The sequence below is a fragment of the Paenibacillus sp. HB172176 genome, assembly GCF_011947265.1.
GTDB lineage: Bacteria > Bacillota > Bacilli > Paenibacillales > Paenibacillaceae > Pristimantibacillus.
The window spans coordinates 1-23,267 of the sequence record NZ_JAATHD010000034.1 but is presented as its reverse complement, the minus strand read 5'-3'; the positions used below and the strand labels follow the sequence as shown (position 1 = coordinate 23,267).

Genomic DNA, 23,267 nt, shown 5'->3' with positions numbered 1-23,267 from the left:
ATTTGTATTCTCTAGTTCATCTCCGTTAATTCAAGCTTGTCGATGACGACCCTATAGCTGCTTGACGAATTGTTCTTCCCGACCGTGCGGAATTCGAAATCATGATTTCCTGCCGTATCGAATTTGATGGCGCCGAAATCAGTAGAGAAATAGGTATAGCTGCCGCTGTAACCATCTTTGGGAGAGCCGTAAGCCACCCCGTCCATATAGAGCTGGAAAAAACCTCGATCGGGCGCTTTTTTCAGAATGGCTCCCAATTGATAGGTACCCGCCGCAGGAACATTCATGGTGATCGTCACGCTTTGATCGGTTGCCGTTGCATCCAGAGATAACGCTACGCCTCCGCTTGCCGAAGCTTCTGTAAACGTTCTCAACGTTACGCCGGAAGTCGCCGTTGCCGTTAGATTTTCGGCTTCATACGACGTTTTGGGCGCATCGTCGGTTGCGGAAGTAATATAAATCCGATAGGCAGCTTTTGGATCTTGCGTAGCCAGATTCAACGTTACAGAATCGCTGACCACGGTATAATCGGCGTCAATGACGACTTCCGGCGCCATTAAGATATTTGCGTCCACGATTTTTTCTGCCTTGATATGCGTTTTGTTTCCATATTTCAGCTCGGCGGGGATATGGTTAAGCTGCACGACGGGATCATGCGGCGTCGAGGTGTTGGGCGTGCCCAGCAAGATGACGGATCGACCCATGTCGCTGTCAAAGCTTGCAATGGCATCCGAATGATTGTTCGAGGAAACGGTCTCAACCAATCTTCCCGTCATATCCTTGTACCCGTTGTACACCCACCAGAGGCCTTTCGGAAGAAGTGACGAGTCGCGATTCGCCGAATCTCCCAGAGAAGCCTTGAAGTCCGGATTGGTTCCTTTGTATTGCCACGACGCATGCAAGGCATAGGCAAGTCCGTTCGGAACGGACCGTTCCAATCTTGCCAGGTACAAGACATTGAGCCCCGGATAGGAAGTCACGGTTGAGGAAGAACTATAGGACTGTCCTTGATATTCCGTAATCGCGATCGGCATCGGCGTAATCCCGTTTGCCAGCATCCACGTTTTAATTTGGGCGGTATGGCCTTCAATGTCATTAACGGATGATCCCAGCTCATGCCAGCTTAAAATATCCGGCAAACAATCATTTAATTTGCAATAGGAGAGAAAATCCGTCATTTTCGAATAATTGTACCCTGCAAGCTCAGGGCCTTGAACCAAGGCGGCGGAATCAAGCGCTTTCATCTTTTTATAAGCAACTTCATGCGCTCTTTCGAACTTCGCGAATGTAGTCGGCGCGCTATTCCATTGCAGATCAGGCTCGTTCCAGGTAATCCATGATTTGATATCCAAATTTTTCGTTTGCGCTTCGTTGTAAATATCCTCGATGATCCCTTCCCACTGCGCTTCGGTTGCCGCGTCCACCGGCCAGAGATTGATGGCTCTCGCCCGGTAATACAGACCGACCATGATGTCAGCGCCCGTTGCTTTGACGCGATTATACGTCGTTAAATCGAATAAACTAGGCAGATAATTGTAAGAGTCGGCGCCGCGGATGGTTTTCACATGAACGCCGTCAATGAGATACTGCGCCGGACTAATATCATCGATTCCATGCAAAAATCCGCTGGCCACGTTATTCGAGGGACCGACGTCAACATCGTAATCGACAGTCACGACCGCAGAGGTATTGGCAAATGCGGTAACTGAAAAGCATTGCAAGAGAAACAGGCTGACCAAACTTAAAGATGCTGCTTTTACAAACTTGTTTTTCAAAACATTCATAACCCTTTCACCCCTTCGTTCCTATTGGTTGCCGTGCAGGCCTAACATTATCCCATCATGATGATGCACACAACATCACATTTTTGCATCCGGTTTAGGCCTGCGTTTATACATTTTTGCAGCTATCTCCTATCTTGCAGGTTCGTATCCGGCACTCGTATAGGCGGGATTTGCGTATGGACCATGCCCCAACTCGCCGAGCCGCCGCCGAAATGCGGCCACAGCGTCCTTGTATTTCGGCTCAGCCATCACATTCGTCAGCTCTCCAGGATCATGTGCCAAATCAAACAACACCTCCGGCATCTCCTCGCCGTAGTATTGATATTTCAAGCTGTCCTGCTTGATCATGACATTCGTTGGCCCGAACTGAGAGACCGCCTCGTTGTTCCATGCCGCGGAGCGCCCCTCCAACAAATGTCTCAGGCTGCGACTGTCCAGTCCTTCCGGACATGAAATGCCGGCCAAATCGCAAAGCGTCGCGAACAAGTCGCATAAGCTGACGTTTTCGTCGATTCGCCTTCCCCCGTCAAAGCCCCTCGGCCAACGGATAAACAGCGGCACGCGCACGCTTGCTTCGTAAAACTTCTGCTTCTCCCATATGCCGTGCTCGCCGAGCATTTCCCCGTGGTCGGACGTGTAGACGATGATCCAATCATCCAAATTCTGCCCCGCGTCCTCCAAGGCCTGAAGCACTCGGCCGTAATGGTCGTCGATGGTTTCGATCATGGCGTAATAGGCGGCCGTAGCTCTCCGCAGCTCTCTTTCTGTTGCGTCCACGCCTGGACGCACCTCGCGCTGCTTCAAGAATGGATGCTCGGAGAGTCTCTGTTCCGCGAACGGCTTTACCCGGTTCAAGTAATAGTTGAACTTCTCCGCTGAAGCGCTGTACGGATAATGAGGCTGAAGAAGGCTTATCTTGAGCAGCAGCGGCCGATTCGGGTCCTCGCGGTCATAATACGGGTTCACGAAGTGGTTTTCGATAAAATCAAGCGCTCCCTGCACGGTGTATTCGTCCATCATCACATTCGGCGCGCGCCCGATGCCGGCGCGGTGAATTTCCCGCGCGTCGGACCATTTGTATGCCGAAAAAGGACGGATGCCGGCTTGAAACGCCTCATCGTTCTTATTGTCGATATAGGAGGCGGAGGTCTCCATTTCACTGCCAATCCGCTGTGTCCAACCCATCATGGGATCCTTCCCCTGATGATGCAGCTTGCCGCAAGCGACCGTTGCGTATCCTTCTTGAGCAAAGCGGCGCGAGAAGGTCATATGTCCCGGCGCGAGATCGAGCCACCCCTCGCATCCGCAGGTTTTGGGCAGCTGCCCGGCCATGATGCACTGCCTCGCGGGCACGCAAATCGGAGAAGGCGTGTAGGCGTTATCGAATACGACGCCGGATTCGGCCAATCGATCGAGGTTCGGTGTTCGCACCACACTGTCTCCCGCATAGCCTAATAAATCCGGACGATGCTCATCGCTCATTAGAAACAAGATGTTAGGTAGACGATTCGTTCGTTCCATCATAACTTCCTTTCTGTGCCTCGGCACGGTATTGACTTGGCGTCAATCCAAATTTTTTCTTGAAAATGCGATAGTAGTACGTCTGACGGTAGCCGACCGCTTCGGCAATCACTTGAATGGAGGTCTCGGAATGGGCAAGCAGCCGCTTCGACGTCTCCAGCCGCAAATTCGTCAGATAATCGATAAAATTCTCGCCGGTTTCCTGACGGAACATCCGGCTTAGCGTATAGCCGTTCACGTTATGCTCATCCGCAAACGTATCGAGCGACAAATCGTCGGCGTAATCTTTATGAACACGCTCAATGATCGACTGGACAATCGTCTTCATACGGTGATCATGTCTGGTATCGCGCTGCTGCATTTCCTCCAGGAAAGGAGCGATGACGACATCGGAGAACCAACGGACGATCTCCCGCGCATCGCCGAGCTTTGTCAGTTGTTCATAGGAAGCCAAGCTGTCCGACTGGCGAAAAGGATTGAAGCCCATGCGGAGCATATGGGAGCGGATCGTGCCAAGAAGCTGCGCCAGGCATTGATAATACACCTGGTCTTGCTTATTCGCTTCCTCGATTTCACGGCAAAACTGTTCGATCCGAAGCGCGGCCAAATCCTGCTCCCCCCCGCGCAGAGCTTGAATGATCTCCTGCTCCAAAGTGAACGGGTAATGAATGGTTTGATCCTCCTCCAGCACGTAATCCTGCGCGTCAATAATAGCGCTGCTCGGATTCGGCTTATGCTGACTAAGCATCCAGCGGCATTTCTCGAAAGCCTCCGGCACTTCGGCAACGGAACGGACCGCCTTGCTGATCACGATCGTGATATGCATCCCCAATATGGAATGGACCGCATTCGTAATCGTTCCGCTCATCTGAGAGACAGCCTTCATCCCTTCTCCGGCATGATGATCCGCGAACTCCGTCGTCAGCATCCCGACGGTCAAGTCGTGAAAATTGACGAGCTCATAATGCGGAAAAACATCGCCAGAAATTTCATCGATGATATTGGCGGCGGCAAACGTCGCGAGCTGCTCGTCCCCTTTCAGAAACTGCTTGCTGGATTGGGAAAAGCCTTCGAGCCGAAACAGGATGACCCGGTACATGCATGGCTCGTCGACGATCCAGCCCAGACGGCGCATGCGGTTTCTGAGCGAAAGCTCGTCGTAAAAATTCGTATAGCCCAGCAATAGCTGCAGGAGAAAGCCCGCTCTCGCCTCGGGCCTTTGCTCGTCAAGCTTCTCGCGAACTTGGTTGACTTCCATGCGGATGCTGTTCCACTGATGCTCAATCAACCGGATTTCATCGCCGTGCGCATCATTGCTCTCCTTGTCCGAGCGAACCAGCTTCAGCATGCGCTCGATCGGATGATAAACCGTTCTCGAAGCAATCAGCGATAGAACAATGGCAACGGCGATTCCGGCAAGCCCAAGCAGCATAAGAAGCTGCGATAGGAAGGTAACAGGACGTGTCATTTCGGTCAGAGAGGTCGCATTTACATACGTCCATACATCGCCAAACCGTGAAAGCTGACCAAAGGACAGGAGATAATCATCATGCCCCACCTCAATTTTCCCTTCCTGCCGGACAGAAGGCAATCCGGAAGACACCCGGCTGATCACTTTCTGCTCCAAGGCTTCGGATTGCTCGCCTTCATACAATTGCATTAAAATGTTCGATTGGCCGTCGAGCAGCAGAGACAAGCCTTTCTGCGACAAGCTCAGTTCGCTGAACGCATGCTGCAGAGCTTTGTCGTCCAATACAAAGATCAGAGCAGCGCCCGGCTGCTCTGAATCGATAGGAAGACGGTAGACGAACAGCGGCACTTGCTCGGCGTTAACCGGCTCCCCCAGACCGTTCATCCAATAAGCGGGGCTTTCGTTCGCCATGAGCGAGCGATGGAGCTGATCGATTACGGCCGCGCTTTCGATCCGGTTGACCCCGCTTACTTGATTAATCATCGTATGAGAGGAATCCAGATATAAATAGACCTGCTTAAGCAGAGGACTTGAGCCTTGCATCGTGAACAGAGCATTATAGATTTGCAGAATATAGGCGTAATCATACCCTTTCTCCAAATCCTTGAGCTTTGAGCCGAATAGCTCGTTCTGAGACCACTGGGAAGCGATCAGCTCAATGGAAGAGAAGTACTCCTCCACCTTAGAGGCGTTCTTGACAATCTGCTTCTGCTGTATGGATGTAATCTCCTGGCTGACAAGATGCGTGCCGACGAAATAAACGACAGCGCTTAGAATAAGGACGGGTATACAGGCAACAGCCAGCAGTACGGACAAGTACTTTCGGTACACGCGTCTTTTCATGTTGTACATCGGCCTTCCAGCCAGGAGAAATCTGCTCATTGAAGCGCCCCCTACTTTTATTTCGTCTTGTATGCCTCGTTGAATTCCTGCAGGATTTGTTGATACTCCTTATCTTTCTTCAGGTTATCCACGAATGCATCCCATGCGGTAATCGGCTCCGATCCAATAATGACCTTAACCTTCAGATCTTGAATCTTTTTGTCGAATTCTTTGCCGACCTTGTTGTACGTGCTTGAATCCAGGCCGAACGCCGGGTTCGGCACGCTGACCTTGGCTCTCTCGTCGATAATCCCTTTGTTGCGGTCGAAGAAATCCTTCGGTATGCCGGTATTATAACCGCGGCCGTACTGATCAAGGCTTGGGAATAATTTTTGGAAACTGTATACCGAATCTTTGGTTGCTTGCTCAGTGCCGACCAACACGCCGTCCTTCTCCGTATAGTGGACATCCTTAATGCCATAGCTTCCGAGCAGCTCACCTTCAGGCGTCGCGCCAAAATCCATGAGCGCCAGAATCTTCTTCACTTTCGCTTCGGATACCTTCTTCGGAATGGCGAACATGCCGAAGAATCCGGGATCTTTCTGAACGAACGGACCGAACGGGCCTGTTAACGACACGAGCGGAATCATATCGGCATCCGGATTCGACTTGCGCATCTGACCGGTCAGGAGCCAAGAAGGGTTCATCGTATCGCCGAATATGCCGGCCTTGCTCGCGGTGATCATTTCTCTAACCTGCGAATTCTTTAACGTCGGGAAGTCCGGAGAGATGATGCCATCATTATAAGCATTGTTCAGCCAAATCAGCGCATCGCGAGTTCCCTTCTCGAACGTGGTATCGATAAGCGCGCCGTCCTGCAGCTTATACTTTCCGTTGCTGCCGTTCAACACGTTCTCCACCCAAACGAACTGCCCCATATTATCGAGATTCGTATAGCCGGCGAAGCCTACGGTGTCTTTGCTCCCGTTTCCGTCGGGATCCTGTTCCGTAAACGCCTTCATTACATTGTACATATCATCCAGCGTTTGCGGTAGCGGAAGATTCAACTTGTCTAGCCAGTCCTTGCGTACGATCGGGAAGGTTCCTCCTCCTTCTATGGGTCGCATGCGCGGAATCCCGTAATTTTTGCCGCCGATTTGGGAGTTCTTCCACGATTCCTCCGGGATGCGGGTGCTGAGATTGGGATAATCCTTGATGAAAGGCGTAATATCCCAGAAGGCTCCCTGCTTGATCATTTGCTTCACCTGCGGCGCAAAGGGATCGTCGATCATGATCATATCGGGAATATCCCCGGATGCAAGGGTGACATTTTGCTTGTCGATGTAATTGTTGGAGGAAACCCAAATGAATTTCAAATTGGTGTTTGTCTGTTTTTCGATCTCTTTCTTGACGAGATTGTCATCGCTTGGCGGCTCCGACAACGTAAAGTCGATCATAATGCTGATATCAGTGGGCGGCTCCGTCTTCGGCTCCGCGGAAGACTGCGGCTGATTAGACTGGGAAGGTGAAGGCTCGTTATTCGAATTGGACGAAGCAGATTGGCCCGAGCAAGCCTGGACCAACAGCATGGCCATGACTAGCAAAGCAGCTCCAATAATCTTATGGATACGTTTCATATTGCTTTCCCCCTATTAGTTGAGTACATTAACTATTTTCATACTCTTATCCTTTCACCGAGCCGACCATAGCCCCTTTGGCGAAATGCTTCTGAACAAACGGATAAACGAGCAAGATCGGAACGGTCGCGACCACGACGGCAGCCATCTTGATCGTCTCCGACGGCGGCTGCTCATATCCTATATCGGCGGAGGATCCTCCCGCCGATAGCGAGGAGTCGATCAGCATATTGCGGAGAACAACCTGCAGCGGCATGATGTCCTGATCATTAATATACAACACAGCGTGAAAAAACGTATTCCAGTATGCGACGGCGTAAAACAAACCAAAAGCGGCCATCGCTGGCAGAGACAGCGGCAGAATGATGCGGACCCATGCCCTGATATCTCCGCAGCCGTCAATGGCTGCGGCTTCTTCCAGTTCATCGGGTATGCCGTCGAAGAATCCTTTCATAAGCAGCACGTACCAGCCGCTCGACAGCACCGGGATAATCAACGACCAGACGCTGTTGATGAGACCAAGCTCGCGAACCAGCAGATAAGCCGGAATGATACCCGGTTGAAACAGCGTCGTCAGCAGAATCATAAGCATTAGCAGCCTTCTGCCGGGAAGACGTTTGCGTGAAAGCATATAGGCGATGCCCGCGGTCACGAACAGGCTGAGCAATGTGCCCGCTGTCGCAAGGAAGGTGCTGACGCCAATCGAGCGAACGAAGGAGCGGCTGGATAAGATAAATTCATACGACACCAAACTCCATTTTTCGGGGAACAGCAGCACGCCGCTCTTGATATATTCGTCCGGATCGGTGAACGAAAGCACTCCCACGTAATAGAGTGGAAACATACAAATAAGTGAAATGATCAACAGCAATGCCGCATTTATTCCTGAAAACAAGCGATCCGAGAATTGATGTCTCATGTTAGTACACCCCGTCTTCCCCATACCGTCTCGCGATATGATTGGCTCCGATGACGAGCAGCAAACCCACGACCGATTTGAACAAACCAACCGCCGTGCTGAAGCTGAACTGGCCTTGTTGTATGCCCAGCCTGTACACATAGGTGTCGAACACATCGGCTACATTCGATACGGCCCCGTTCATCATCAGAAAGACTTGCTCGAAGCCGACATCCATAATATGACCCAGCCTTAGAATAAACAAAATAATCGCCACATTCCGAATGGCCGGAAGCGTCACATGCCATGCTTGGCGCAAGCGACCCGCTCCGTCCATTCTGGCTGCCTCGTACAACTGCGGGTCAATTCCCGCCATCGAGGCAAGAAAGATGATTGTCCCCCAGCCCATATCCTTCCATATGGACTGGATCGTAAGCAGTCCCCAGAAATAACTCGGCGTCGTCAGAAAGCCTACCTTTTCCTGCCCAAGGCTGACGAGCAGCTTGTTCGCAAACCCGTCGGACTGCGAGAGAAGCAGAAAGGTGATGCCGACAATAATGACCCACGATAAAAAATGCGGCAAATAGACGATCGACTGAACGATGCTCTTATACGCCTTATTTCGCAGCTCATTTAACATAAGCGACAAAAGAATGGGAAGCGGAAAAAAGAAAAGCAAATTCAGAACATTGATGGCGAGCGTATTCCGGAAAAGCATCAAAAAGTCGGGGTTGGAAAAAAAACGATGAAAATGCTCGAATCCAACCCACTCGCTTCCGAATATGCCTGCGTACGGCGAATATTCCTGGAAGGAGATAATAACGCCCCACATCGGCACATATTTAAAGACTAGAAAATAGAGAATGCCGGGAAGACCGATCACATATAAATATTTGCTTCTTTTTATTTGGTTCCATAATGGATTGACCACAGTATACTTCCCCCTCACTCCATTAACCATGGTGATCACCGGAGCCGGTGTGCACCCCTGCTCCTGATAGCCACTTTATCGGAGAAAGTCTCCTGCCGGCAACATCAAAAAATTGCATCCGGATTTCGCCCGTTTCTGTACATCATTGCAATTATTCACTTTATTGCAGCGTGTATAATGACTGCTTTTCTGCCCTTCCTGCAAGCGCAAGGACAAAAAAGAAGCAGCAGCCATGGACGAGAAAATAACGTCCTGGCTTGCTGCTTTGCGCCCTTTTGCGTGAACCTGTTTATGCCGTTCTTATACACGGTATGAGCTTATGGTGCAATCTATCTTTCATTAAGCAACGAGACTAATTAAATTGCCGTCCGGATCTGTTATAATGGCATATCGCTCGCCCCAAGGCGTATCCCGCGGTTCGAGACAGCCAGCATGTCCAAGCGCCGTCAACTTTCGATACATGTCATCCAGCGCTTCGCTGTTGGAGAGCTGAAAGGCGAGCTCGGTCCGATAGCCGGCAGGCTTCTCCCAACCTTCAATAACGCTTTTAACCGACTCCACCATGTCGAACGCGAACACCATTCCGTCTTGCTCCACGTCTACGTGATGCGCTTCGTCAGCGCCATCCGGTATAGCCAGTCCCAGCATACGATAGAAATCCAACGCCCTCTTCATTTCTTCCACATAAATCGCGACTCGCTTTAACTTTACCGTCATATTTTGCAGCTCCTCTCGCCTTGTTTGTTTTCCACCCCCATTGTAACGACTGTTCCGCATCAGAAAATAGTAAAAAACGGACTTTCTTACTCCTGCTTGAGGAGCCGTTTGAGCGGCAGCCCGTAATAACGCATAAACGCGCTGGCGAAATGCGATTGATCATAGTACCCGTTCTTAAGCGCTAGATCCGTCAGGTTGAAATAATCTCCACGTTGCAATTCCTTCAGCACGCCTTGAAAGCGGACAATACCGAGCATTTCCTTCGGACTGAGACCAAGCTCCCGATCAAAGGCCCTCCGCAAATGCCTCTCGCTGAAATTCACTTTATTCGCTAATTCCTTTACCGAAAGATGGCCTTTATAATTGTAAATATACTGCATGCTTTGATACACCAAAGTAGGAGTCGACTTCTTATCCGCAGCCAGCATTCGTCCCAATTGTTGCTCGGCAATCTCGATTCGCTCCGACATCGAATGGGCAGTCAACAGCTTTTCGACCCAATCCAGCGCCTCCTGCCCCCAAAGCTCTTCCATGAAAACACGATCTGACGCAAACGCCGATAGGGGAGAATTCAGAATTGCGCGAGCCGACTCCGAATAAAGCCGGATGCCCCATACCGAGCGCGGCTTAGCAAACTCCAGAACTTCGACCTTCGACGTCAGCCCTACGACATAAGCAGCCTCCCGGCTTGATGAAGCGAGCAAATCTACGATAATATCGACACAGCCGTCGGGGATGACTCGATGCCCAAGATTGCCCGGAATAGGCTGAAAATCCACCAACCAATAGGCAGCGACTTGCGACGCCAGGCTGCGGCTCGGCGCAAACTCGCGAAAGCTGTGCGAGGAGCGATGCAGCTTCGGCTGCAATTGCGGAGCATGCAACGGGCGATAAGAATGCGTCATCTGTACCTCTACCTCCGATCTGACAATAACAACTATTGTCCTTATACTAACATTTATTGCTGAACATCCACTAAAACCGATGAATTTTCAAATCGGCTGTCGTCTATATATAATGAGGGCATTAATGAACACAAATAAAATTTGACGAAGAGGTGTTTTGAAAATGGCATTAACATCCGCATTCACAAGCTTCAACCTGCCTGTAAAAAACGTAGAAAAATCGAAAGCGTTCTTCACCGGACTCGGATTTGAGCTCAACTCGCAATTCCCCGATAACGAAAATTCTGCAGCCATCGTAATCGGCGACAACCTGCAGGTCATGCTGATCCATCAAGAATTCTTTAATACGCTTACGGAGAAGGAATCTGTCGATACGAGCAAGTATGCGCAGATGACGATCGCATTGGCCTTCGAAAGCCGGGAGAAGGTCGATGAAATCGTGAATACCGCGGTCTCCTTAGGCGGGAAATTGCATGCTGAACCTGAGGATCATGGGTCCATGTATCATTGGGGCTTCGTGGACTTGGACGGCCATCTGTGGGCCATTAACTTCATGAACATGGATGCGGGACAAGGGTAAGACAAACAGAGAACACGCTCGTACTTGTGCAAAAAAGATAGACGCCGGGCATCTTCCTCGGCGTCTTCTTCGCAATAATGAGTTTTGTTCGATATAGGCTTTGAAATTATCCATAATCGCTTGCCAGAATTCTTGCTTCATTGGTCCATTCGCTCAGGCAGCCCGAATCGCGAAAATAATGGCGTATGAATGAAGTTTTGAACATGCAGAATTTGATTTTCTTTGGTTTCGATGACGTGAATGCCCCAGGGTACCAGGCCAGAGCCCTCTTTGTCCGGCATATACTGGGCCAACGCCGGATAACCGCCATTCACCGTAACGGGCACAAATCGCGAGCCTTCGCAATGCCAGCGAGTAAGCGAATAGAAGGCGGACAAATCTTCCTTGCCGCGGATCCACATCTCGAATGGCGGCATCGACATGCAGCCTTCCTCATGGAACAACGCAACGAGCGCAGCAATATCGAATCGCTCGAAGGCTTCCACATACCGGGATAGCAGCTGCTGCTCCGGCTGGGCGTCCATGCTGCTGAGCTCATCCGAACGAAGCTGCGTCCGGTCCATCGTCTCTCGCGCTCTTTGCAAGGCGCTGTTCACCGCTGCCGGCGACATTGCCAACGTCTCCGCGATCTGCTTGGAGGGCCACTCGAATACATCCTTCAGAATGAGCACCGCTCGCTGCCGCGGAGGCAAGGTTTGCAGGAGAGCGATGAAGCACAGTTGAAGGGTATCTCTGCGGACGAGCCGATCCTCCGGATTGCCCCCAAAGTCGGGAGACGGCCAGATCCAGACAGACTCAGGCTGCGTGTCGCGCGGCTCGACGATGGCGACGGCCGGATCGAACAGGTCGACTGGAAGCGCGCGGCGTTTGGATTGTCTCAGCTTGTCCAAGCACAGATTGGAGGCAATTCGATAGACCCAAGTTTTGAACGAAGAATCCTGTCTGAACGTGCTCCCGCTCTGCCATACCCGAATACTCGTCTCCTGAACAGCGTCATCCGCATCGTCCATGGAGCCTAGCATTCTGTAACAGAACGAGGTTAAGCCCGGCTTCAAGCTTGCAAATAATTGCTCGTCAAATGCGTTCTCGTTCATCTTGAGCCTCCCTTAAAGATCGCCCCGAAGGACAGTACCTTCATTATAGGCAAGGAAGCGGACAGCCGCAATAGAATGGTCATCGAGGTCCTTATGTTTATTTTATATAGCAGCTCAAATCGCAAGTATGAATAGCCGTTTTATCATTAATGACCTGAAAGTTATATTTCGCAATATCTACATGAGTTGCAAGACTTATCTTCCTGCAATCACGTTTCAATAATCCTTTCGAAGGGCCATCTGAAATAATGCCAGCCCTATGCACAATCCAATCCACATCTTGCGCTTCTTCAACTAAATATTCAATGACAGTTTCATTATCTTTATGTTGACCGAGAAGACCGTTATATCTAGCTACAGTATTTCTAAGAACCCAAGTCACAAAAGAGAGTCTATCTTTATATCGACGCGTCAGTCCTCCGGCCTGATACAGGAAACGTTTTACACCTTGTCGACGCATAGCCGGGATAAGCTTCTTGATAAAAATCGTATTAATTGGCGCCTTATTTTGTTCCTGAGCATTTCCAAGCATACAAATCACAAAGTTGACCCCATTTAATAAATCGTCAAGATCCTCACAATCTGTGATGGATCCTTTAAATAGCTCTAAATTGCTATTTTTCATTTTCATTTTTTCTGGATTTCTAACTAAAGCCTTTACTTTGTGGCCCTCTTTAAGCGCTATGGAAACAAAGTGTTGACCCGTTCTTCCGGATGCACCAAATACTAAAAATGTTGATTTTGAATGTTTCATAGATCATACCCCCGTGAGTTTGTACGATAAATGAATAAGAGCCTCTTGATCCTCTTTATTCACGTCGATGGCAAACCTGCGTTGAAAATCACCAGGCTTGTTCCACATGTAAGCCGATGTCCCTTTGCCCTTCAAGAGTGCCTGAACAGGGTTGCGAGCCGCTAGTTCGACTGAGTTGAGAAAAGGTCGTGCCACTGCGACGCAGGCTCTGAAATACCATGGCGCATTTTTAAAGATATCCGTTCGGGCAACGCCCGGGGTTGTACATCCCGCGAAAATCTTAGGCTGAGTCTTGGTAAGATAATTTGCATAATGCATGCATGCGCCAACAATGGGGAGCGTCATCGTCCAGAAATTGAATTTTTCGAAGGATTGGAATTTCTTGATGTCGAATTGGGGAACCTTATTCACTGTGCCCACCATCATGATTACCCGAGGATGGTCTGCTTTAAGAAGCTTTGGCAACAGGAGCTGAGTCAGGTGATAACGACTTAAGTAAGCCAACGCGAAAAAAAGCGGGAGACCGTCCTTTGTTCTGATGTCTCTCGGATCAAAAATGCCCGCAGAGTGTAACAATCCGTCGATCTTGTCGGTTATTTCATTGATTTGTCTTGCCGCATCTTTGACTCCATCGTGAGTCGCTAGATCGACCGAGAGAAAAATCGCTCGATTACGGGCTTCGCCAAAGGATTCCAACGCTCTCTCGCCTTTTTGTTTATCACGTCCCAAAATAATTATTCGATTGCCCGCGTCAATAAGATCATGAGCCGCCTGCAGACCAACACCGCTATTCCCGCCAGTAATTACAAAAGTATTCATACTCTTCACTCCCCTAAATGACAATCATTTTACGCCCCTTAAACATATGACGAAGATATGACTCCAGTCTAAACTATAAAGTGAACTCTAAGGCAAGTGTTTGGAGGTATTATGGACTAAAAATTAAAAGTGAGACAGCGGCGGACAAGACTGGAAATAAAGTCTTTGACCGCCGCTGTCTCATTGAAATAACGTCTTCGTTAGTGCAAGAATTTAAAATATGGTCGGTACCATTCCACCGTCCATGCGAATCGGAGAGCCTTTGAAGGCGGAGGCCATCGGGCTGCAGACGAAAGCAGTCAATCGGCCGATCTCCGCAGGTCTGATAAACCGCCCGATTTCGGAATGAGGCAGGTTCTTCTTCATAAAATCCTTCTCTTTGGCCTCAAAGGTCATCTCTTCGTTCGAATAGATGCTCTCAATGATCTGCTGCACGTTCTCGGAGAGGGTCGGTCCCGGCAGAATCGTGTTCACAGTAACCTCGGCGCCGCGTGTCAGCTTGGACAAGCTCTTGGACAACGACAACAGCATGGATTTGGTCACGGCGTATTGCGGCATTTGTCCGGAAGGCATGACGGCTTCCTCGCTCGCGATAAAGATAATGCGGCCGAAATTGCAGCTCAGCATGGAAGGCAAATAAAACTTGGTTAAGCCGTTGGCGGCGAGAACATTCGTGCGGAAGTACTTCTCCCATACGGCATCGTCAGCGTCATCGTAGGACATGAGCTCATAGATGCCCATGCTGTTGACGAGAATATCAACGTGGGGGAACTTCGCGACTAAAGCCTCTCTTTGCCGCGCATCGACAAGATCCGCCGTTGCATTCCGAGGCTCCGTCTCCGGGAACGCCGTTTGAATCTCCGCGACCGTGCGCTCTACCTCATCGTTATTTCGACCATTTATGAGAACATGAACACCTTCTCTGGCCATTTCAAGGGCAATCGCTTTTCCAATGCCTCTGGTTGATCCTGTTACTAAAGCTGTCCTATTCTTCAATCCCATATCCATCTGCCTGCACTCCCTATGTCTAGAATAGGGATAATGATACTTCGTTACGTCTGCTCGGTAACTAGCGCGGAACGCCAATGTTCTTGCGAGGCGCGCCATTTGGCGGGAGTCTCCCCTTCCCAGGAGCGGAACGCGCGATAGAATGAATTCTGGTCCTCGTAACCGACGAGGAAAGCGACCTCTTTGATCTCAAGCGTCGGATTTGCCAAATAAGCGAGAGCATGCTCGTGCCTGGTTTCTTCCAACAGCTGCTTGAAGCTCGATCCTTCGTCCATTAGCCTGCGCTGCAAGGTGCGATCGCTCATTCTCAGCTCGAAGGCTGCGGTTCCAAGGTCGATTTGCCCTCGCGTCAGACAACGGGACAAGATCCACTTCACTTTGGCGCTCATGGTAAGCTGGCTCTGTCGTTCATCCAGCGTACGATTCAAGGCCGGAGTCAGAATCTCGAGAAGCTCTTCGTTGTACGACATGAAGGGACGGTTCAGATCGTCGCGATGCAGCGTTAGCCGATTGCGGTCCATCCCCGTTCGAACACGGCAGCCGAAATAATCTTCAAGGGCTTGAACATCACCCATGGGATGTATAAATTCAACGGAGCGAGCCATCAGGTGACGGCCGGTTCCCCGGCGCCCGAGCTCTAGCAGGTAAGCAAGCGTGATGCCGACAAGCACCGGCGGTCCGGGCTGCCGGGCATACTGCCACTCCACTTCAATCGAGCATCGCTCGTCTTCTTCGCGAATGCGCAGGTTTTCCGGAGGGCACATCTGCTTATAGCGCGCCATTCGATTCAGCGCGTCCCGATAGTCGCGAGCATGGAAGGTCGCGAGTGCGTCCGGCGGATACTGAGCCGTCTCGTACGCGGTCGCAAGCTTGACGATGCCTGCAGCTGTGTCTCCGACCAGTTCGGAGAAGGCTTGCCAGATCGCATAATAGTGGGCGGTCGTGACTAACGATTCGTTGACGACGGTTAGCGGCAGACAGGCTTGGCGCGCTACGTCAATGGGTTCTACCCCTATTCCTCTCAGGCTTGTCCAGAAGCCTGGCGCAATTTTGATACGATTTGTGGAAGAATCACTCATAGGTGTCAACCTCCTTGGACAAGAGTCCAATTGCAAATGATCCACGGGCTAAGTAGACCATTGATGCTTCTGATTATAGCTTACCTGTTGAGCAGCGTAAAACGGATTGGAACAAGTTCTGGCGATATACCCAGGAATACGGACAGATTCATGAAAGGAGGGCTGCCATGCTTCCGCAAACGATGGCGGCAAGCCTGACGATTCGCTGCATCTAACCGCGACTTGACGGAATCCATCTCATTCTCCAAATTGGCCCATATTTCGGATGAGATGGCGCGCCTGATTAACGGTCTGTTTCACTATTTCCGCAGCAGAGAGATTTGCAGCCAACCTAAGCCCTTGACCTGCCCAGAGTGACAGATACTCTGGGTTATTCCCTCTTGCAGCCGCTTGGCGAATATCTCTTGTTAACGCATTTTGAATCGGGTATGCGGGAATAGACCCCTCATAGGAGCGCATATCCTTCATGAAATCCGTGAGAATGCCGCGTGCAGCTTTGCCGGAATAGACCTTCGTCATCTCGGTTGAATCCTCATTCGATGACAGGATCCGCTGCTTCTGTGCGGCATGAGCGCCGCTTTCCGCACTTGCCAAGAAAGCAGTGCCCATCTGTACAGCGGAGGCTCCCAATGACAGGCTTGCAACAAGCCCGCGGCCATCCATGATCCCGCCTGATGCAATGACGGGAACCGACACATGATCCACCATTTGAGGTACAAGCGCCATCGTGCCGATAAGAGCGTCAGGGGAGCTCGTTAAGAACGAACCGCGATGCCCTCCGGCTTCGCTCCCTTGTGCCACTATCGCATCCACTCCAGCGGCTTCCAGCGCAGCTGCCTCATCAACTGTCGTTGCCGTGCCAATGACAAAAGTCCCGTTCCGCTTCATGGCTTGGATGATTTCCTGAGACGGTATGCCGAACGTGAAGCTAAATACAGGAACCTTTTCTTCAAGCACAGCTTGTATCTGTTCTTCAAATGACTCCGTAATACTGGGAATGGATGTGCTTGAAGCCATATTCAATGCCACACGATATTTATTGAGGTAATGATTCATCTCATTAATGATGTCTTCCGGCGTATTCGGTTGTTCGGGTACGAAGAGGTTCACGCCAAAAGGCCGATCCGTCCGTTCCCTGATCTCCTTGAACGCACTTCTGATTTGTTCAGGCGATAGATACCCTGCTCCGAGGCTCCCTAGCCCTCCAGCGTTCGAAACCGCTGCAACTAGAGCTGGCGTCGTTGGACCGCCTGCCATTGGGGCTTGAATAATCGGATATTGGGTCTTGAGTTTGCTCGTCAGCTCTGTATTCATCATCTCGCGCTCCTTTGGCTTCCTTTTCGAATCACGGTTCCACGGTAAGTCCGCTTGAGCGAATGGGTTCGTCCAACATATAGACTCCTTATCCTTCAATCTACTAATTTCCTCAAATAATAGGTTTTAGGTCGCCCCTAACGTCCCGTTATTATAATTGGCGGTTCATGCTGTTCTCACCGCTCTGCTTCTTGGACGCGGCTGCCTAAGCTCGAGTGCAAGCGAGCTTCTAGCCTTGCTTTATTCTGCCCTTTATTTCAACAAAAGGCAACCGATCGTGTAGTCGGTTGTCTTCATGTCGTGCTGCTATCGTTCCTCGCAAGCCAATTACTTTAGCGCTTGTCGCATCGTATGTCACAGATGCTATAGCAGAATTGTCTTAAATAAGAATAGATAAAGGAGGCATTAACAAATGAAGATTTTAGTTGCTGGAGCAAGTGGCGTCATTGGGAGGGTACTCATTCCGATGCTGGTACAAAAGGGACATGAGGTGATTGGGTTGATACGCAACCCGGAGCATGCAGAAAATTTAAAGAAAGCTGGAGCTTCATTCGTCCAAGCGGATGTATATGATCGCGAGAATCTGTTCAGAGTGCTTGCCGAAGCTTCCCCGGAGGTGGTCATTCACCAACTGACTTCGTTGCAGGCTATGGATCCAATCGCCAATTCAAGAATCCGTGTGGAAGGAACGAGAAACTTGGTGGATGCTTCGCTCGCCGCTGGCGTTCGCCGGATGATCGCGCAAAGCATTACAATGACCTATGCGCCAGGAGAAGGGCCGGCAACGGAGGATTGTCCACTAGACTTTGAGGCTCCGGAACCGCAACTCACAAGCGTGAACGGTGTTCATGCACTGGAAACGACCGCTGCGGAAATGCCGGAGCATGTCATTCTTAGATATGGCGTACTGTACGGTGAAGGGACCTGGTACGATTCGAACGGGTTGTTCGCAGAGCAAGTTCGGCTTGGAAACTTGACTGCTACTGACGGAATCACTTCTTTTGTGCATACAGAAGACGCCGCGATTGCAGCTGTTATGGCACTGGAATGGCCTACAGGAACATACAACATTGTGGATAGCGAACCAGCAACTGGTACCGAATGGGTGCCTGTCTATGCGAAATCCCTTAATGCCCCTAAACCCAAGACAATGCCAGGAAGCGCAAGAGGAGAACGTGGAGCGCTTAATGCAAAGGCGCTTCGGAACGGCTGGAATCCACGGTTCGCATCATGGCGTGAAGGTTTTCCTCAGACGCTTCATTAAGCGGCATCTGTAGAATAAACAATGAAATCTGTTCAAGAAAGCGGAGATAAAGTATTAGACTCTCACCAACGGCGCTGAATTCCCTCGGTACGATTTAATTTACTAACGGGAGGAACCTTACCATAAGTGACGATAAATGGTTGTCAGCCTTTAACAACGACACTAATACAGAAGAGAACGCCATTAGTGCGTTCTCTTGACTCAATCAACATTTCACTAAAGTCATCAAGCTGTCGGCAACGATGGCATTGGTCCTTCTACGCCAAAATCAATCCAATCGGTAATCTCTGACCAACGCTCAGCCTCGGCCATCCGCGCTCCTTCAATTTGGCGCATTTGCTCTACGGCGCCGCCGCCAAGTAGAATATGAGCAGGCAACTTCTCGGCATAGGCAACCTTATAGACAACTTCGGCTACTTTTTCGGGATCGCCGGGTTCATTACCCCAATAAGATTCAAGCTGTTTCATGATGCTGCCAATTGTCGTTTGATATTCGGGCAACATATCGCGTCGATTGTCGAAGGCGCGTTTACCCCAATTGGTACGCATGCCGCCAGGCTCGAGAGCGGTCATTTTAATTCCGAATGGTGCAATCTCCGCGGAAACCGCTTCGGTAAATCCACCTACAGCCCACTTCGATGCGTGGTAAGCTGCATTGCCCGGAGTGGCGAAGCGCCCGCCGGTCGAGGAAATATGGAGGATATGACCGCTGCGCTGTTGTCTCATAATGGGAATAGCCGCACGAGAGAGATTCACAACCCCGAAGAAGCAGGTGTCGACTAGCTGGCGGAAGTCATCGGACGATGCCTGCTCGAAGGGTATCGTATCGCCATAGCCTGCATTGTTTACCAGGACATCCAGGCTTCCGAATGCATCCAGCGCGAGTTGAACAGCTGCCTGAGCCGCTTTTTCATCGGTGACATCCAATGTAGCGACACGAATCTGATCGCCGTATTGTTGAACGAGATCATTCAAATTTTCAATTTTACGGGCTGTTGTGATAACTTTCTCACCCTTGGCAAGCGCGACTTTTGCAATATTCTTGCCCAATCCATTACCGCTTCCCGTGATTAACCATACCTTAGACATCGTATTCTCTCCCTTTTTAGGCTTCTGTTACTTGCTGTGGTATTCATCATTTTATTTATTTGAATTTCGACTACTTTGCCTAATCATTAGTAATGAACTCACCACTTTTTTATTCATTTTGTAATCCTCCTTTGTTGATTTGATTGACTTTCCGTCGGTGGCTTGTAACTTAATTTTAAGGAGTTTATAATTGAGCAGATAGTCGAATGCTGCCTGATTTTTGCCTAAAACTACGACAATCTGGGGGGGGGGATCATGACTCATCGTATGGAAGAGCGTTTAGATACTTTACAGCGGTTGTTGCATCTCAGCAGTGCTTATCCCTTTGCCCGTGGCATTCATGAGACAGGTATTTCATTTGTTTCATTGCTTAAGGCGGATCAACCATCCACCATTCAGTCTGGCATTTTCCAACCAGGGATATGTGTAGTTCTTCAAGGCGACAAGACACTGATCATCCGTAATAATACTTATCACTATGGTGTTGGAGACTATATTGCATCCAACATCGATATGCCGATAAAAGGTCAGGTGTCCCAAGCTACTTATAAAATGCCCTATATAGCAATTAGAATCTCTTTTTCTACAGATGAGATTGCAACTGTTGCACTCGATGCCAAAATCAAAGGGACAGGCGAAAATCGATTAGCTGAAGGTGCATTTATTGGCAGAATGGGAATTGAAGCGTTGCGAGTCATTGAACGGCTGCTGCAATTGGATGCAGAAAGCAGCCAAGCGGCAGCATTTCTCCAGTCTAGCGTGAAGCAAGAGCTGATCTTTCGCTTACTGACCGATGAGGACGGTTCAAAGTTCTACAATAATATGCTCCTGCATCATGATGCGGCAGGTATTAGCAAGGCAATTCACTATGTCAAATTGAATTTTGCACAATCCATTAGTGTAGACGATATAGCCCAAGCAGGAGGCATAAGCCCTTCTACCCTGCACCACAAATTTAAAGCGATCACTTCACTAAGTCCAATTCAATATCAGAAGCAACTTCGACTTCAAGAGGCAAGACGAATTTTGCTCGCTGGCGATAAGCATATCACTACAACTGCATTCGAAGTCGGATACGAAAGCATGACGCAATTCAGTCGTGAATACAAACGATTCTTTGGCCAGTCGCCGCTTAAGGACATTCGTGCCATTCGTGTCCAAGCCAAGACAGACGGAATGGAGGTTGCATATGGAGAAGATATAATGTAAGACACTGAGGTTGGGAATACTTGAACCGATAAAGGAAGGCACCCAATCTGGTGCCTTCGATTTCGCTCTATTGATAATACGGTTAGCCAAGACTTAATAATAAAGTCATGACTGCGGCTGTTTGATTAAGTTTGCGTTAATCACATGAAAAACTGTATCAAATGATAGTTTGGTCGGCAAGCTGGATTCCTCAGCTTAGGTGGTCGAAATTGCACTACCCTTAGCTGCATTCTACAACTATGTTTTCCTAGTCTAGGACTTATTTTTTCAGTCTAATACTTTATTTTACTGGAACATATATAATGTCGGGTGAATAAAACTATGGAACCAATTTTGTTGATTTTATTGGGTTTTACGCGGCACCTGATAAACATGAAAAGTAAAATGTCTGCAAAAAGCACTTAGAGAAGGTATGGCAGAAAAACATCAAAGATGAATCAGGAGAATTAGACTGGATAATCCTACGCAGATTTGTTCTACAATAATATAAGTTTTAGAGCTTATGGAATTTGAAACAGCGACAGCAATAGGCATTAAAATAACCTAGGCTGTCACTATTTTATTGAACTAATGTCTCCCAATTGACCTCAGTTTATTACCTTTATCGTGTGATAGTGATCTGAACGGATGCCCTTCACCAACTGCTCCTAATGTAAGACATATGGGACAAAAATTCCGAAGAAGTATCGATATTAATGGAACGTCCAGTCAGATCCTCATTTATTCCAAAATTCAGCGCATAGGCCATGTCAGTAAGCCTGAAGTAATTATTTCCCTGAACGGTGTAGGCGTCCATTGTCATATAATCACCGTTGATTTCCAAAGCAACATTCGATTCAATAGCACTGATCTCCTTATTAAATAATGACGTTGCAAGCTCACCAGATACCGGGGTATACTTTTTCGGGGTAGTCATATAAATAATTTCGGCTTCGTTATTGTATTCTACCTTAAATGATTTATCAGTATTATTCAGCAACATTGCGAGGTCACGTAGTTTAATAAAAATGCTACCATCCATCTCAAACACTTGAACTTGCAGCTGCTCCCCGTCAACCATTACACGAAAAGCAATAGGTTGAACATTCATCTTTTCTTGCGGCTTATCTACGATATAATAAGTCCCATCTCCACCGTCAGAGACGACCCCCTTCCCATTCTCGAAGGGTCCTCCATTAAACTCCCATTCTCCACTAGTGAAACCGATTACTCTTTGATTTTTCTTATTGATGTAGCCTTGTATCGGCAGTCCGTATTCATCTCTCGTTTTGACAAAAGCTAGACCATCTGAAAAGTCAGAAACGTACTCATATTGAGGTTTTATCACTTCATTGCCATTCCGGTCTATAAATCCATGAAGACCAACTCTTTCTACTCCAGCCAGACCATCGTTAAACTCACTCACAAAATCATACTGAATTGGAACTACTTCGTTGCCGTTATGATCAATAAACCCCCACTTCTCGTCCAATTGAACAGCAGCTAGACCATATGTAAAAGGATATGCGTAGTCGTAACGGTAAGGGATTACAACTTGATTCTTCTTATTAACGTAGCCCCATTTTTCATTTAGAGAAACGGCTGCTAATTCTTCAGTGAATGGGAATGCTGCAGCATACTGTGGCTGAATTAAAAATTCGCCTGTTTTGTTTAGATAACCATACTTGCCGTTCTTTAGGACATGTGCCAAACCTTCACCAAAAATGTTAATTTCATCGTACTGTAGGGCAATCACTTCTTTGCCTGTCTTATCTATATATCCCCATTTGTCATTCTTCATGACTTGAATCATTCCGTCCCTTATTCGAATAGCAATATCGTCATACTGAGGCTGAATAACCATTTGACCTTGCCTGTCGATGAATCCCCACTTCCCATTAACACTCACACCGGAAAGTCCTTCATAAAAATTAGTAGCTGACTCGTATTGTGCTGGGATATGAACCTTGCCATTTTTGTCGATAAAACCACAAACACTTTTCTCCTCATCATCATAATTGCAAAATGTTGCTAGCCCCTCACTGAAATACATGACATCATCGTATGGCAGATATTTGTTCTCGTTTGCTGATTCTCCTTTGTCATTTCTTTGTGCACTCGCAATTGGAGCTACACAACAAACAATAATTAAAACGATAATAAATGCTCTTGACTTCTTTTTCATCTAACAGCCTCCAATTAAGTTTTTTGGATAATTTAGTTATTGAAGTATTCTTATATTATCGGCCATCTTTTACCTACACTTTAGATTTCTGTATTTCTCTACCAACAAAGAAAAAACCTGAATCCGTGATGCCTTCGTTGCGGACTCTACTAGGATCTCCGAATTATGGAAAACAAGTTTTGAAATTTAGTCTATTCCGTCATTCAC

General features: G+C 48.7%; 19 protein-coding genes. 3 read left to right on the top strand and 16 right to left on the bottom strand.

Annotated features, from left to right (window positions below):
* Positions 1–11 precede the first annotated feature (11 nt).
* From HFP08_RS26585 to HFP08_RS26550, 8 genes are all read right to left on the bottom strand, one after another.
* Positions 12–1,784 (bottom strand): carbohydrate-binding protein, encoded by a 1,773-nt coding sequence (locus HFP08_RS26585; protein WP_168123668.1) that lies wholly within the window; start codon positions 1,782–1,784, stop codon positions 12–14.
* A gap of 129 nt (positions 1,785–1,913) precedes the next feature.
* A complete protein-coding gene (locus HFP08_RS26580) occupies positions 1,914–3,308 on the bottom strand; it encodes a sulfatase-like hydrolase/transferase (protein ID WP_168123667.1) in 1,395 nt (464 codons plus the stop codon).
* Entirely contained in the window at positions 3,280–5,658 is a 2,379-nt protein-coding gene (locus HFP08_RS26575) for a helix-turn-helix domain-containing protein (RefSeq protein WP_168123666.1), read from the bottom strand. Before HFP08_RS26575 ends, HFP08_RS26580 begins: the two co-directional genes overlap by 29 nt.
* A gap of 17 nt (positions 5,659–5,675) precedes the next feature.
* Positions 5,676–7,235: an extracellular solute-binding protein gene (locus HFP08_RS26570; protein WP_168123665.1), complete on the bottom strand. Its 1,560-nt coding sequence runs from the start codon at positions 7,233–7,235 to the stop codon at positions 5,676–5,678.
* Between the two features lie 46 nt (positions 7,236–7,281).
* Positions 7,282–8,154, bottom strand: a complete 873-nt coding sequence (locus HFP08_RS26565; RefSeq protein ID WP_168123664.1) for a carbohydrate ABC transporter permease — start codon at positions 8,152–8,154, stop codon at positions 7,282–7,284.
* 1 nt (position 8,155) lies between these two features.
* Positions 8,156–9,094 (bottom strand): ABC transporter permease, encoded by a 939-nt coding sequence (locus tag HFP08_RS26560; protein ID WP_168123663.1) that lies wholly within the window; start codon positions 9,092–9,094, stop codon positions 8,156–8,158.
* A 309-nt stretch (positions 9,095–9,403) separates the two neighbouring features.
* A complete protein-coding gene (locus HFP08_RS26555; protein WP_168123662.1) occupies positions 9,404–9,781 on the bottom strand; it encodes a VOC family protein in 378 nt (125 codons plus the stop codon).
* A gap of 86 nt (positions 9,782–9,867) precedes the next feature.
* Positions 9,868–10,686 (bottom strand): helix-turn-helix transcriptional regulator, encoded by an 819-nt coding sequence (locus HFP08_RS26550; protein WP_168123661.1) that lies wholly within the window; start codon positions 10,684–10,686, stop codon positions 9,868–9,870.
* A 163-nt stretch (positions 10,687–10,849) separates the two neighbouring features.
* On the opposite strand from HFP08_RS26550, the gene HFP08_RS26545 reads away from it, so the two are divergent.
* A complete protein-coding gene (locus HFP08_RS26545) occupies positions 10,850–11,266 on the top strand; it encodes a VOC family protein (RefSeq protein ID WP_168123660.1) in 417 nt (138 codons plus the stop codon).
* A 137-nt stretch (positions 11,267–11,403) separates the two neighbouring features.
* Here HFP08_RS26545 and HFP08_RS26540 read toward each other — a convergent pair whose 3' ends face one another.
* The 6 genes from HFP08_RS26540 to HFP08_RS26515 form a co-directional block, all read right to left on the bottom strand.
* Positions 11,404–12,360, bottom strand: coding sequence for a sigma-70 family RNA polymerase sigma factor (locus tag HFP08_RS26540; protein WP_168123659.1), 957 nt, complete (start codon positions 12,358–12,360; stop codon positions 11,404–11,406).
* A 97-nt stretch (positions 12,361–12,457) separates the two neighbouring features.
* On the bottom strand, positions 12,458–13,114 hold the full coding sequence (locus HFP08_RS26535; RefSeq protein WP_168123658.1) for an NAD(P)-dependent oxidoreductase: 657 nt from the start codon (positions 13,112–13,114) through the stop codon (positions 12,458–12,460).
* Between the two features lie 3 nt (positions 13,115–13,117).
* Complete coding sequence (locus HFP08_RS26530; protein ID WP_168123657.1) at positions 13,118–13,933, bottom strand: SDR family NAD(P)-dependent oxidoreductase; 816 nt, start codon at positions 13,931–13,933, stop codon at positions 13,118–13,120.
* 213 nt (positions 13,934–14,146) lie between these two features.
* On the bottom strand, positions 14,147–14,941 hold the full coding sequence (locus HFP08_RS26525) for an SDR family NAD(P)-dependent oxidoreductase (protein WP_168123656.1): 795 nt from the start codon (positions 14,939–14,941) through the stop codon (positions 14,147–14,149).
* Positions 14,942–14,985: 44 nt separating this feature from the next.
* Positions 14,986–16,020 (bottom strand): helix-turn-helix transcriptional regulator, encoded by a 1,035-nt coding sequence (locus HFP08_RS26520; protein ID WP_168123655.1) that lies wholly within the window; start codon positions 16,018–16,020, stop codon positions 14,986–14,988.
* A gap of 237 nt (positions 16,021–16,257) precedes the next feature.
* On the bottom strand, positions 16,258–17,433 hold the full coding sequence (locus HFP08_RS26515; protein WP_277345898.1) for an NAD(P)H-dependent flavin oxidoreductase: 1,176 nt from the start codon (positions 17,431–17,433) through the stop codon (positions 16,258–16,260).
* A gap of 313 nt (positions 17,434–17,746) precedes the next feature.
* Between HFP08_RS26515 and HFP08_RS26510 the strand changes: the two genes are divergently transcribed.
* Positions 17,747–18,598, top strand: a complete 852-nt coding sequence (locus HFP08_RS26510; protein WP_168123654.1) for an NAD-dependent epimerase/dehydratase family protein — start codon at positions 17,747–17,749, stop codon at positions 18,596–18,598.
* Between the two features lie 225 nt (positions 18,599–18,823).
* On the opposite strand, the gene HFP08_RS26505 is transcribed toward HFP08_RS26510, so the two are convergent.
* A complete protein-coding gene (locus HFP08_RS26505) occupies positions 18,824–19,687 on the bottom strand; it encodes an SDR family NAD(P)-dependent oxidoreductase (RefSeq protein ID WP_168123653.1) in 864 nt (287 codons plus the stop codon).
* 255 nt (positions 19,688–19,942) lie between these two features.
* On the opposite strand from HFP08_RS26505, the gene HFP08_RS26500 reads away from it, so the two are divergent.
* Complete coding sequence (locus HFP08_RS26500; protein ID WP_168123652.1) at positions 19,943–20,896, top strand: AraC family transcriptional regulator; 954 nt, start codon at positions 19,943–19,945, stop codon at positions 20,894–20,896.
* Between the two features lie 634 nt (positions 20,897–21,530).
* Here HFP08_RS26500 and HFP08_RS26495 read toward each other — a convergent pair.
* Positions 21,531–23,060 (bottom strand): WG repeat-containing protein, encoded by a 1,530-nt coding sequence (locus HFP08_RS26495; protein WP_168123651.1) that lies wholly within the window; start codon positions 23,058–23,060, stop codon positions 21,531–21,533.
* Positions 23,061–23,267: the final 207 nt, after the last annotated feature.